This is a genomic window from Leptospira limi (assembly GCF_026151395.1).
Classification (GTDB): Bacteria; Spirochaetota; Leptospiria; order Leptospirales; family Leptospiraceae; genus Leptospira_A; species Leptospira_A limi.
The window spans coordinates 2255133-2268703 of record NZ_JAMQPV010000001.1; the positions used below are offsets into that span (position 1 = coordinate 2255133).

The following is a 13571-nucleotide window of genomic DNA, read 5'->3' on the forward strand; positions in this document are numbered from 1 at the left end:
TTAACCCCTATGGCTATATAATTTCTGATTTTCTAAAGTGATTGTTCTTTCGAATAAAGAAGGAACATCTATGATTAATGCAACATTACCATCGCCAAGGATACTTGATCCACTGACACCTTTGACATGTCGAAAGACAGAACCCATTGGTTTAATCACTGTTTGGTATTCGCCTAATAGTTTTTCGACAACTATACCTGCTTTTTTGTCACCATTTCGTACGATGACGATATTTTCCCTTGGTTGTTCTGAATCAACATCACATGGATAATAGTCTCTCAGTCGAAGGAATGGAATTAAATTTCCGCGCAAGGCAAAAAATTGATTTGAGTCTGTTTTATGGTCCTCTGAAAAGTGCAAACATTCCAAAACCATTTCCATCGGAATGATAAAATGACTTTTCCCCACTGCCACCAAAAATCCTTCAATGATAGCCAGTGTAAGAGGTAATCTCAAAATAAATCGGCTTCCTTGGTTTGGAATCGACTTAATCGAAATTGAGCCGCGTAACGATTCAATATTTTTATACACCACATCCAGGCCAACACCTCGTCCCGAAACATTGGTAATTTGAGATGCAGTTGAAAATCCTGGATGGAATAGGAGTTTGTAGACCTCTTCATCAGAGTCTGGCATTTCGCCAAAGGCAATCCCTTTCTCTACGCCTTTATTCCAGACTTTTTCTTTAGAAATTCCGTTTCCATCATCAGCAACTTCAATGATTACATTTCCTGCTTCATGGTAAGCTGTAAGTTTTACAGTTCCTTGGTGATCCTTCCCATTCTTCTTTCTTTCCTCGGGTAACTCTAATCCATGATCACATGCATTACGAACCAAATGGGTGAGGGGATCACTTAATTTTTCGACGATATTACGATCGAGTTCTGTCTCATCACCTTCTGTGATCAGGCGGATGTCTTTTTTCAGCTCTTTGCCTAAGTCTCGAATGATTCGTGAATACTTTTGAAAACTTTCTCCAATGGGAACCATTCTGAGTTTTAAAGAAATTTCCCTAACTTCGTTTAATAATCTCATCACAATAAGAGAAGATTCTTGTAAATTGGAGTCGTCTGAGTCTCCAATGAGTTGGTTCATATTGGCACAAGATACTACAAGTTCACCAACTCGATTGATCAAGTTATCAATTCGTTTTGAGTCGACTTTGATTGTAGTAGATTTATGAGAATCTTTGATTTGGTCTGAATTGTGGTGTGTTAATTTTGATTCCGATTCCTCTTTGTGAATTCCTTGGGAAACAAGAAAAGTAGAGGAAGGGATACCTGTTTTTCTGGATTTGATCTCTTCCAGATAAGTTAGAAAAAATTTGTCATCGAGGATTTGGATTTCTTTCCATACATTACCTAAGTAAATTTCTTCTTCAGGAAGTTGGTTTGATAAATCAACTAAATCCTCAACGGTGAAGCCTGGTGGGTAGATATGCAAAAAACAATCAGCTTCAATGAAATTAAAAACGTTTTGAACTGTTTCCAAATTTTCTTTGGAACTAAAATTGATTTCAAATCCTAAGTAACAATTTTCAGGATCAAATTCTCTAGGATCGGGAAGGAATTGGTCAATGGTTTTTAAAGAAAGAATGGTACCAATTTTTTTTAAGTATCCAATAAAGGAAATCGGATCGAGACCTTGGGAAAATACATTTTGATTGGGTCGAAAGGATATCAGGTAACTTGTTGTATCTCCTAATTGTTTCCTCTGAAGGTTAGTCGTTACTTCATTCTGAGAATCGTTCAAGTTCGAATCATGATGAGTCCGAGATTGGATTGCATCATTTTGAGGAGTCGTTTTTGGTGGTGAAGCTGATGACTGAAGGAATGGTTTCATTTCATCCAAAATCAATTGGCCAAACGAAATTTTTTCATTTGAGATTTTACCCTTCGTTTCTTCAGAAACTAAAAAGGATAAATGGTCTTTTGCTTTGAGTAATATTTCCGTCAAAGAGGGATGAAATGCAATTACATGCGAGCGAAGTTCATCCAATAAATTTTCCACAACATGTGTAAACGAAACGGTGGATTCATATCCAAACATACCTGCGGTTCCTTTTATGGTATGTACTGCTCTAAAAATAGCATTCAGGTCTTCGTCATCTGGTAATGATGATTCTGTTCGGAGTAATATTGCCTCCATCTCTCGTAAGAGTTCATCGGATTCAACTAAATAGGCGTCTATAACTTCCGATAAATCCATCAGGATAGTTTCCTTGTTCCATAACGAAATTCGACTTCATTTGAATGTTCTTTTTTCACTTTGATACGATCTCCGAAAAAGGAGACCAAACCAAGCAAATCCATAATCTTTAACACAGGTAGAGAGTGGTTCGATAACGATAAGAACTGTTGGTTGGACTGACTTTGTTTTTTTAAGAACACCAAAAATTGAATGCCAGAAGTATCGATTCGTTCAATTCCATTCAAATGTAAAATGATCTTTTTCCCTTTTTGATTTTCCCATTGGTTTGTGTAGTTCAACCATTCTTTGATAAAAGGTACAGTGAGGTATCCGTCCCACTGGATTTCCATTCCTTCTTTCGTAATTTGAATGGTTTGATTTGGTTCCATCGTTAGGGTAATAACTTTGTAATGGTATCTAACAATTCTTCAGGGGAAAATGGCTTTGTTAACCAAGCTTTTGCTCCCGCGTCGATCCCTTGTTGTTTTTTCTCAGGTTGTGATTCTGTTGTTAACATGATGATAGGAGTAAACTTAAACTTTGAATTTTCTTTTACTTTTTTGATAAAAGAAATGCCATCCATATTTGGCATATTCATATCAGACACAATTAAATCTACAGAGTTTGACTCTAATTGTTTTAAACCTTCTAATCCATCCCCAGCTTCAATGAGATCAAAATTCGCATTTTTTAAGTGGACAGAGATGATCTTTCGAAACACTGCTGAGTCATCAATAATTAAGATTTTTCTATTCATTTTGGTTTCCTTTTAAGATTGAATCGGGAGAAAAATTTCTGCAATCACACAGGAAGCTTTTGTTTCCGTCGTGTGATCTATCGCATTTCGTATAAAAAACATTCCATTGTGTTTATGTAATAAAAAATCAACCATGGTTAAACCAAGTCCAAGGCTAAATTTTTCTTTGTGGTGGAAGGTTTCTACAGGTGGATGGATTCTATAAAACGGTTCCACCAATTTTTTTTCAGACACAGTAAGTTGTTTTGCGTAATCATCTTCGATCAAATTGTTTTTTGCTGATAAACAAAAATAACCATCTACGAAGGTTACAAAGATATCAAAATTGGACTTGGGTTTTGAATACTTCAATCCATTCGTAAAAATTTCATGGATGATTGTTCGCATTGCATCCATATTAACTTCTAATTTTACTGATTGTTTGACAACAGGAAGGTTGATTTTGATTTCTTTTGATTCAGTTTCCTTTTGAAACTCTTTTACAATCTCAGGAAGGACAAGTAACAATTCGTCACTTGAAATTTTAGATAATTGTAAGTGGGATTGGATTGTGTCAACGGCCATATCAAGGCCTTTTAACATTGTTTTGTTATGTTCTTGGTTTTCAGAAAGTAAATCCCAAAAATCTTTTGGAATGATATAGTTATCGTTCTCGACAATTTTCATTTTTTCGATTGAATCAATGATGGTAGTCATAGCTCCTAGTCCAGAACCTTGCATCAGAGTGGTTTTTAAATTCAAGATTGAATTTAGTTCTGAATTTACTTCATTGGTTTTTCGATGAGACTCTTTATAATTGAGCCATTCTAATTGGCTTTTTAATTCCTTCGATTCTTCATCAATGAGAACAGCTTCCATTTGCTTTAAGTAGACGTATTCTAATGCTTTTTCCAGACGATCGGCAACAATTTCTACATGGAGGGGTTTAATTAGGTAATCATAAACTCCCATTTTCATGATTTCGATGATTTCTTCGGTTTGGTCAATTGCGGTTTGCACAATAAAAACCGCTCTAGGATCTATTTTTCGTTGTTCAGCGATAAAAGTTTTACCGTCCATTACCGGCATCATCAAATCCACCAAATAGATGCTATACGACTTATTTTTTGCCAGATCCAGGGCTATTTTCCCATTTTCAGCAACTTCGAATGAAATACCAACTCGTTTACAGATTCCTTCCAATAGAACCTGGTTTTCTTTTTTATCTTCAATGATAAGAATAGGTTCTTTCGGCCTACGTTGGTGTTCTGTTTTGGAAACAGAAATAAATTTCGTATCGATTTGTTCCACCATATAGAATATCGGAAATTCTATGCGAGTTTCCTAATTCGTTCAATACCTTTATTTAATATTTTCAGGTATATTTAGTATAAAAGTGGATCCTTCTCCAAGTTTTGATAAGAGAGATATATTCCCTCCTAATTTTTCTGCCAGTCCTTGGGAAATGGAAAGGCCAAGACCCGTTCCTTCTATTTTTCCATCATCATTTAGTCTTGTGAAACTATGAAAGATCCGTTTTTGGTCTTCTTGTGAAATACCGGGTCCAAAATCGCGAACTGAAAAATTCACACCAAAATCGGACCATTCACAATGCAATTCGACATAAGAATGGTCTCCATATTTGATTGCATTCGAAAGTAAATTTAAGAGGATTTGTTGGATTTTCCCACTATCGGAGCGAATGAGTTTTGATTGGATGGGAGGGAAAAATCGGATCTCCATCCCTTTGGCATTGGCTTGAGGTTGGATTAATTCTAAACTTTGTCTGCAGATTTCTTCTGGTTTGAATTCTGAGTATAAAATGTTCAGTTGGCCCGATTCAATTTTCATCAAACTGAGAATTTCATTGATCATCTTCAAAAGTCTCGTTCCACCCGAGTAAATGTATTGTAGGTATTCTTTCCCTGTCACATCCTTTTCGGGTAATTGGATCAGTTTAGAAAATCCAATGATGGAATTGAGTGGGGTGCGAAGTTCGTGGCTGACATGGGCTAAAAATTCTGTTTTTGCTTTGTATGCTCGTTCTAATTCTTCTTTGGTTCTCGATAAATCTAAAGTTCTCTCTAAGATTAAAGATTCTAATGTAGACTTGTATCGGTTGAGTTCTGTTAAATCGGAATCTCTTTGTACAAACAATCCCATCCACCGGCTAACAGTTTGGTAAATGAGTAAATTTTCATGGTGGATAACAAAATTGGGAACATATTTTTGGAATCCCATGATGCCCAAGAATTTGTTTTCAAATTTAACTGGTATGAATATAATCGATTCCGCATTTGATTCTTCAAAATACCATTGTTCTTTTGGTAAGGCTTTGTCTTTTTTTAAATAAAGAATTTTTCCATTTTTTAATTTGTGGAGCCATCGGTATATTCCTTCTTTTTTCCAATCCAAGGTTTCGAATTTTTTAGGCAATAACGGGTATTCGGTGGACTTTCTTTCGTTCACCCAAATCTCAAAACTTCCCCTTTCTTCTGTTCCGGTATTTTTTAGAAAGAATATCGAATCCATCTCCGTGAAATACAAAAGTTGGTAAAGAGCTTGAGGTAAACTTTCTCGGATGGAAGATTTTTGGATGAGAATTTGAATGGAAGAAGCAACTCCAAGTTCAAACCGAAGCCTCCAGGCAATTTCCTCTTCCTGTTTTTGTTTGATTGTGATGTCTCGGATAGAGAATTTTGTGAATTGGATTTCTGTTGAGTCAGCAGGATAATCAAAATGTCCAAAGGATGTTTCTAATACTTTTCCATCAGTTTTATAAATGATTTCTGTCTTAAAATCTTTATGAGAAATTTTGTTTTTTATAAAATTGGGAAAATCGAACTCTTTTTCTAATTGTGAGAAGATAGAGTTTTTTAATAAAACTTCATAAATCTTCTCTTTTAGATTGATTTGTATAATGGCAGTTCCCCAGTCATTTCCCTCCAAAGAGGCCTTAAATAATGACAAGGGATCTTGGATCATTTTTAAAATTGTTTTAAGAGTTCCTTGGGAAGTTTGAAACTCATTGTATCTTCACGGCTTTCTGGATAAAGGGATACTTTTGCATTGGGAAAATGTTTTAGAATTTCTTCCACAATTTCGTCAACCAACACTTGTGGGCTTGAAGCGCCAGCAGTGATTCCTAAAGTTTTGATTCCCTCTTTGATTATATAATTAGGATTTACATCTTCTTTTTTCGAAATTTGAAAACTCGCAGGTCGTGTCTTTTTTGCTAATTGACAAAGTCGAACTGAATTTGATGAGTTTTCCGCACCAATGACTAACATGGCATCTACAGACTCTAACATTTTTTGGACAGCATCTTGCCTTTCCGTTGTCGCATAACAAATATCATCTTTTTGAGGGTGTTCCACAAAAGGGAAAACTTCTTCAATTTTTTTGACAATGTTTTTTGTGTCTGCTACGGATAAGGTGGTTTGCATCAAATAGGTAAGAGGTTTGTCTAAAGAGATTTTTCCTCTTAAACTTTCCACATCTTCTGGAGATTCCACAAGGAACATGATTGCCTCACCCATGGTACCAATTGCCTCGTCATGGCCTCTGTGTCCGATATAGATGATTTGGTGGCTGTCTCTGATGTTTCGTGCTTTTTTATGAACCCTTGTTACAAGAGGGCAGGTGGCATCTCCAATCTTCATTTTTCGATCGGTGGCTTCTTTTACCACTTCGGGGGAAACTCCATGTGCAGAGAAAACCACTGTTGCACCATCGGGAACTTCGCTAAGTTCACTTATGAATTGGATTCCTTTTTTTTTCATTTCTTCCACAACTCGTTGGTTGTGGACGATTTCCTTTCTTACGTAAAGAGGTTCTCCTGAATTTTCTTCAAAAGCTTGTTCCACATAAGAAATTGCATATTTGACACCTGCACAAAAACCTCGTGGGTTTGCTAAATAAACCGTCTCTAACACGAAAAACCTACCTTTTCACCCAAATACATTTCCATAGAATTCCTAGGACATATTTTAGAAAAGGGGAAGTTCTGTTTTTATTCAAATTTTATTTCATTTTCCCTATTATCCTCCCTCCCAGAATGACCGATCCTTATCTTGAAAAGGCCAAGGATGGCCATTTCGAAAATTCATCAATTTCTTGGGTTCAAGGTGAAAACTTTGAGCGGTGAGAGAACGGATTCAAGGAGGAACCCGGATGATTATCAACCACAACGTAAGTGCGATCTTTGCACACAGAACTTTGAAGTCTAACGACGCGAACCTGAGCAAAGATATCGAAAAGTTGTCTTCTGGTATGCGTATTAACAAAGCCGGAGATGACGCATCTGGACTTGCAGTGTCTGAGAAAATGAGAACTCAGATTGCTGGTCTTCGACGTGCAGAACAGAATACTGAAGATGGTATGTCCCTCATTCAAACGGCGGAAGGATATCTTCAAGAAACACACGAAATCGTTCAACGTGTTCGTGTACTCGCGGTGCAAGCTGCGAACGGTATCTACTCGGAAGAAGATAGACAACAGATCCAAGTCGAGGTTTCACAGCTAGTGGACGAGATCGATCGTATTGCTTCTCAAGCAGAATTCAACAAAATGAAACTGCTTACAGGAGCTTTTGCTCGACTCAACCCAACTGCTAGTATGTGGTTCCATATTGGAGCTAACATGCACCAAAGAGAGCGCGTGTACATTGAAACAATGAACACTGCGGCATTGGGATTAAGAAACCCTACGGTTCTTACTTTCATCTCTCTTTCGACTGCAGGTAAAGCAAACTCCGTAATCGGACTTTGTGATGATGCCCTAAGAGTGATCTCTAAACAAAGAGCTGACCTTGGTGCTTATTACAACCGTATGGAGCATGCTGCGAAAGGACTTATGAATGCTTATGAAAACACACAAGCTTCTGAGTCTCGTATCCGTGATACTGACATGGCTGAACAAATGACCAGCTTCACGAGATACCAAATCTTAACTCAGGCTGCTACATCAATGCTTGCGCAAGCAAACATGAAGTCTCAGTCAGTGATGAGATTGCTCCAGTAATAGGATAAGAGAAACCAAAGTCCCGGGCAGGGTGGTTGGGGCCCCGGCTTTGGTTTCTCGATTTTCTTTTTTTTGTTTTAATTCATTACCAAATTCTTCCGCCAAATTCTAAGATTCCACTTCCATTCCATACATCCCTTTTTGATTTGACATAGTCTAGATTTTTGAGCCATTTATTATATGAATCGTCTCTTCCTTTTCCCCCTGATTATTTTGTTTGTTAGTTGCAAGTCTGTTGCAAATTTTCAAATTCTTCAAAATGTAAAACCAAATCCAAAATGTAAGTTCAGTCAGATTATTGTAATTGAGCCTGATTTCTATATTGCAAATGGCGGAACTACTTTGTCAGGATGTATTGAAAAAATTGAAAAAACAAATGCGGTGATGTTTTTTTATTTTAGCCGAACGATCAGTAAAATCAGTGCGAGTGTTAACTTAACAACAGGTGAATCTAGTAAAACACAATCATTTTCTGGTGAAAGTGCAACTGCCAAAGCAACGATTCTTTTAAATTCAAAAATGTCTTTGGAAATTCCTACTGCTGATAAAAAGGGATCGTTTATGTATAGCATTTTATATACTTACAAAAATGACCAACCTTCAATTGAAATTTATGATGTAACAAGTGATTTGTCCTATGCTCCGAGACTCGCTTTCCAAGCGATTGCAAGAAATGATCTAAATAAATTGAAGGAACTTTTTACAAGCGGAAACATTCAAAAAGATACTAAAATCATTTTGTATGATGGAAATGATACAACTGAATTGAGTCTTTTTCAACAGGCCTTGAATGTTCGTGCGAATAAGGAGATCTTCGATTATTTAATAGAAAAAAAAGTAGATTTTCAATCTAGAGACAAACTTGGATTTACTGCACTTACTTATGCTGTTTTTTTTAATGATTTGGAATTAGTAAAATACATCGATTCTCTCAAAAAATGGAATTTTAATGAGACTACCAACCAAGGGGACTCTCTCTTACATTGGGCTGCTGAAAACAAAAACAAACAAATGGTAGAGTATTTATTGCAGAAAGGCGTCAGAAAGGATATCAAAAACAATAATGGTCTTACTGCATATGATGTTGCAAAATTGAAGTTATCCTATCATATCATGGAAATCTTACAATAGGCTTGGAGATTAGATATTTCGTAATACAAAGTAAAACGACGCATGGCATTAATAAATAAAATTCAAAATTTTGTTTTGAATGGATGATAAAATTGGCACCGATGACTTTAGAGATTGACACTGCTTATCAGATTTTAAAACCAATCATCCATCAAACACCATTACAATTTCATTCTCGATTATCTGAATTGTACGGCGCCCAGGTGTATATCAAACGAGAAGATTTACAAGTTGTTCGTTCCTATAAAATCAGAGGGGCTTATCATATGATCCAAAGTTTAACTTTGGAGGAACGAAAAAATGGAGTTGTATGTGCAAGTGCTGGCAATCATGCACAAGGAGTTGCGTATTCCTGTAAATTACTTCAAATTTTCGGAGTCATTTATATGCCAGAAGTTACGCCCAAACAAAAGATAAACCAAGTCCGCATGTTTGGTGGTGATTTTATTGAAATCAAACTTATCGGTGATACTTTTGATGAATGCCAAAAGGAAGCAATTGGATTTGCGAAGGAAAGGAATCGATCGTTTATCCCACCATTTGATCATCAAAAAATCATGGAAGGGCAAGGAACTGTTGGAAAAGAAATTTTAGATAAACTTTCTAATGTTGATTTTTTGTTTTTACCAATTGGTGGGGGAGGTTTATGTGCTGGAGTAGGTTCGTACTTTAAAATACATTCACCACTCACAAAGATAATTGGAACAGAACCAATGGGTGCACCTTCCATGAAAGAGGCATTAAAAGTGGGAAAACCGATTTCATTAGAGAAAATCGATAAATTTGTTGATGGTGCTGCCGTCAAAAAAGTAGGGGATCTTACGTTTCCAATCTGCCAATCTGTTTTGAGTGATTTGGTCTTAATTCCAGAAGGAAAAGTATGTACGACAATTTTAAATCTTTATAATTTAGATGCCATTGTGAGCGAACCTGCCGGTGCTCTCAGTATCGCTGCCTTAGATGGTTACAAAGATACAATTCGAGGTAAAACGATTGTTTGTATCTTAAGTGGTGGAAACAATGATATCGATCGGATGCAAGAAATCAAAGAAAGGTCTTTACTCTTTGAAGGTCTAAAACAGTATTTTATTGTTCGATTTGCACAAAAACCAGGTGCACTCAAACAATTCGTAAATGAAATCTTAGGACCAAATGATGATATCGTTCGTTTTGAGTTTATCCAAAAGAACAATAAAGAATCTGGACCCGCACTCATTGGTATTGAGTTAAAATCAAAAGATGATTTCCAAAGTTTATTAGATCGGATGAAAGAATACAGATTAAATTTTACCGTCATCAATGAAGATGAAAATCTATTTGAATATTTAATTTAGAATAAAGATGTTTTCAAATTTTGGAATCGTGAATCTTACCAAATCATTTTTCCTATTTCGAATGAATTTCCTAAAGGAATTTTCGAAAAGATCGATATATGAAATGATCCTTTGATCGCCGTACAGCTAAGAAACCCGGAGTGATTGCCGGGTTTTTTTACAATAACATGAACTTTTATACGTAAAAAATTTGAGTGAACCAAGTTGTGGTTTCGATTTTTTGTGTTTTGTGATAGATAGGTCGTATTGGGTGGCGGGTGGATAACCCCACCCAGTTCAAATGGGGCGGGGATTTTATACCTACCGAGTCCATGAGCCATAGCATAATTTATCACAAAAACAATTTTACAATTAAAAATCTTTCATTGTGAATTCATTCATTATTTTATTTCCTGGAATTTCGAGTAGAATGTGTTTTCTTGAATGAATTGCCAAAATTATCTATTTTATAATATACTATTTGCTTGTTTTTATTTTTTATCCTGCAATTTGGATTGGAAACACAATGCTGGAGATCCTTTTACGAAGGAATATTGGCGAACCAGATTTCTAGAAGAATGGTTTGTAGCTTATCCTCGTATTTTTGTCATCCAAGGTAGAGTGTCAGGATTGTATCAAAATTCATTAAAACTTGTATCTTCATCTGATGGAACTTCCGTTTCAATCAGTGCAAATGGTTCTTTTTCCATGACCGTATTTGCATCCCCAAAATACTTCGACATTCAAATTTCTTCTCAGCCAGACAACCTTCATTGTATTGTTTGGGATCGTGGTGTTTGGGACGGAACCAATCAAACCAATATGCTAATTACTTGTCCTTTCGCCAAAACTGTTGTTTTAGGAAAAACACTTTTATGGGACCGATGTACATTTGGGTCTAGTTGGAATCCTGAAGGAAATGGCACAGGGATTGGTAATGGAGACTGTTCAATTGGAACTGCAACTGCTTTGAATTATTGCACTACAGGGGAAGGATACAATGCAACAACCAATCCTAACGCTTGTAATGGTGGAAATAATTCTTTTCTAGTAGATAAAGGTCCTATTTTTTCGGCCTGCCTTAACAGTCGAAATTCGAAGCGTTACGGCCAGTCTAATTGGAGGCTGCCTTTATATACAGAAATGTTTTCTATCATACGTTGTAGTGCAACTAACACTGGAGTAATCACAGGAGAAGATGGTTGTTTAACTGTGGGAGATGCAACAAAATATCCAGGTGCCACAGCAGATCCAATTTTATTTCCAGGAACAATCGCTGATAACTATTGGAGTTCACAAACCTTTCCAGCTGGAGGCGATATACAGGCTTATATGATCAATTTTAATCCTGGAAATGAGTCATACCTCAACAAAGATCAATTTGCGTATGTAAGATGTGTTTCTGAATGAATCGCAGTAGATTCTTTTATGCTCGAATGACAAATAGAGCAAGTGTTGCAAATAAGTTAGGAAATAACTTAATTTGGCGAGTACGATTGAAAAATGCTCTGTGTAAGATTTTGATACGTTCAAACTCACAAAAATCTTCAAAATCCTTTCCTGAAAGATAATGTAAGTTGGGAGTGTCATACCAATGGAAGGGCATTAAATCCGTTACGGGTGTTTTTCCGCTTATCAAAATCGAAGTTCTGATTTGCCAATGGGAAAAGTTGGGAAACACAATGATCACTTGTTTCCCGATACGCAAACATTCTTTAATGATGTCTCCTGGATTTAATGTTTGTTGGATGGTTTGGTTTAAGATAACAAAATCAAAACTATGGTCTAGGTGATGTTTTAATCCATCATCTATATCTCCATGGTGGACATATAAGCTTTTTTTTACGCATTGGATGATACATTTATCGTCTTTTTCGATCCCTTGTACACGAACTCCTTTGTTTTTTAAAATCAACATGAGTTCACCATACCCACATCCTAAATCTAAAACCCTTTCACCAGGTTTGATGAGATTTGCAATGTAAGATATATCAGGTCTATTTTTTAAGTCTAAACCAAGTGCTTCATTTGTATGGATATTCAAAAGAATCCTCCTTCATCTGTTGCACTTAAAAAATCTCTCAAAATAGAATCTTGTTCTTCACTAGGCAGTAAAAAACTATCATGCCCTGCGGGATTATTCAGTTCAATGAAACTCACTGGAACTGCATTTACTTCCAATGACTTAACGATTTCTTCCGATTGATAAGGTGGGTATAACCAATCAGAAGTATACGCAATGACTAAAAAACGACACCTAACCTTCGATAATACCTTTGTGAGTTCTTTCCCTGTACCCAAACTAAAGTGGTCCAATGCTTTTGTAACATAAATATAAGAATTGGCATCAAATCGATCAACAAAGGATTCGCCTTGGTAAATCAAATAACTGCCCACTGCAAAATCAGTAGATTGGATATTTCCTTTCGGAGGTTTACGACCAAATTTTTCACGCATCATCTCATCACTGAGATAGGTGATATGACCCATCATACGAGCTAGGGCGAGCCCCTTTGATGGTCGTTTTTCTTGGGTATACAAACCTTGGTTCCAGTTGGGATCAGATAAGATTGCTTGCCTTCCTACTTCATTAAAAGCAATTTGTTGAGCAGAGTGTTCGGAAGAAGACGCCATGACGATACAGTTTTTTAAACGATCGGGATAAGCAACTGACCATTGTAAGGCTTGCATTCCTCCCATTGATCCACCAGCAACTGCGAATAATTTATGAATTCCAAAATGGCGGACTAACTTTTCCTGTGCATTGACCATATCACCAATGGAGACAAAAGGAAAAGTGGATTGAAAAGGTTTTCCTGTTTTGCCATTGAAACTCAATGGCCCACTCGATCCCTTACAACCACCTATGACATTTGAAGAGATAATAAAATAACGATTTGTATCAAACGCTTTGCCAGGACCGATGTAATAATCCCACCAACCAGGTCGTTTGTCACCTTCATGGAAACCTGCAGCGTGTGCATCCCCAGAAAGGGCATGGCATACTAAGATGGCATTGTCTTTTTTTTCGTTGAGAGTACCGTAAGTTTCATAAGCAATCTCAAGAGGAGTGATGGTTTCACCCCCCTCAAGAGTTAACGATTCAAACGTAACAATGTTTGTCTGTACGACACCTACGGATCCGTGAAAAAATTCATTTGTTTCGGAAGTAGGCATAG

12 protein-coding genes are annotated in these 13571 nt (G+C 36.5%); 4 read left to right on the top strand and 8 right to left on the bottom strand.

Annotated features, from left to right (window positions below; genetic code table 11):
* From ND812_RS10370 to ispH, 6 genes are read right to left on the bottom strand one after another with little or no spacing between them, the layout of a single operon-like run.
* Positions 1 to 2208, bottom strand: a complete 2208-nt coding sequence (locus ND812_RS10370) for a chemotaxis protein CheA (RefSeq protein ID WP_265375389.1) — start codon at positions 2206 to 2208, stop codon at positions 1 to 3.
* Entirely contained in the window at positions 2208 to 2579 is a 372-nt protein-coding gene (locus ND812_RS10375) for an STAS domain-containing protein (RefSeq protein ID WP_265375390.1), read from the bottom strand. The genes ND812_RS10370 and ND812_RS10375 overlap by 1 nt, the downstream gene beginning before the upstream one ends.
* A gap of 2 nt (positions 2580 to 2581) precedes the next feature.
* A complete protein-coding gene (locus ND812_RS10380; protein ID WP_265375391.1) occupies positions 2582 to 2947 on the bottom strand; it encodes a response regulator in 366 nt (121 codons plus the stop codon).
* Positions 2948 to 2959: 12 nt separating this feature from the next.
* Positions 2960 to 4240 (bottom strand): ATP-binding response regulator, encoded by a 1281-nt coding sequence (locus ND812_RS10385; RefSeq protein WP_265375392.1) that lies wholly within the window; start codon positions 4238 to 4240, stop codon positions 2960 to 2962.
* Between the two features lie 48 nt (positions 4241 to 4288).
* A complete protein-coding gene (locus ND812_RS10390; protein WP_265375393.1) occupies positions 4289 to 5911 on the bottom strand; it encodes a sensor histidine kinase in 1623 nt (540 codons plus the stop codon).
* Positions 5912 to 5913: 2 nt separating this feature from the next.
* Positions 5914 to 6861 carry a 4-hydroxy-3-methylbut-2-enyl diphosphate reductase gene (gene ispH / locus ND812_RS10395; protein ID WP_265375394.1) on the bottom strand — a complete coding sequence of 316 codons (948 nt, stop codon included), beginning with the start codon at positions 6859 to 6861 and terminating at the stop codon, positions 5914 to 5916.
* Between the two features lie 238 nt (positions 6862 to 7099).
* On the opposite strand from ispH, the gene ND812_RS10400 reads away from it, so the two are divergent.
* From ND812_RS10400 to ND812_RS10415, 4 genes are all read left to right on the top strand, one after another.
* Positions 7100 to 7948 (top strand): flagellin N-terminal helical domain-containing protein, encoded by an 849-nt coding sequence (locus ND812_RS10400; RefSeq protein WP_002974229.1) that lies wholly within the window; start codon positions 7100 to 7102, stop codon positions 7946 to 7948.
* Positions 7949 to 8128: 180 nt separating this feature from the next.
* The gene (locus tag ND812_RS10405) at positions 8129 to 9079 is read left to right on the top strand and encodes an ankyrin repeat domain-containing protein (RefSeq protein ID WP_265375395.1); all 951 of its coding nucleotides are present in this window, start codon (positions 8129 to 8131) and stop codon (positions 9077 to 9079) included.
* A 101-nt stretch (positions 9080 to 9180) separates the two neighbouring features.
* The gene (gene ilvA / locus ND812_RS10410; RefSeq protein WP_265375396.1) at positions 9181 to 10413 is read left to right on the top strand and encodes a threonine ammonia-lyase IlvA; all 1233 of its coding nucleotides are present in this window, start codon (positions 9181 to 9183) and stop codon (positions 10411 to 10413) included.
* A gap of 423 nt (positions 10414 to 10836) precedes the next feature.
* The gene (locus ND812_RS10415; RefSeq protein WP_265375397.1) at positions 10837 to 11802 is read left to right on the top strand and encodes an Lcl C-terminal domain-containing protein; all 966 of its coding nucleotides are present in this window, start codon (positions 10837 to 10839) and stop codon (positions 11800 to 11802) included.
* 16 nt (positions 11803 to 11818) lie between these two features.
* On the opposite strand, the gene metW is transcribed toward ND812_RS10415, so the two are convergent.
* Both metW and metX read right to left on the bottom strand, forming a co-directional pair.
* The gene (gene metW / locus ND812_RS10420) at positions 11819 to 12436 is read right to left on the bottom strand and encodes a methionine biosynthesis protein MetW (protein WP_265375398.1); all 618 of its coding nucleotides are present in this window, start codon (positions 12434 to 12436) and stop codon (positions 11819 to 11821) included.
* A complete protein-coding gene (gene metX, locus ND812_RS10425) occupies positions 12433 to 13569 on the bottom strand; it encodes a homoserine O-acetyltransferase MetX (RefSeq protein ID WP_265375399.1) in 1137 nt (378 codons plus the stop codon). Before metX ends, metW begins: the two co-directional genes overlap by 4 nt.
* Between the last annotated feature and the right edge of the window lie 2 nt (positions 13570 to 13571).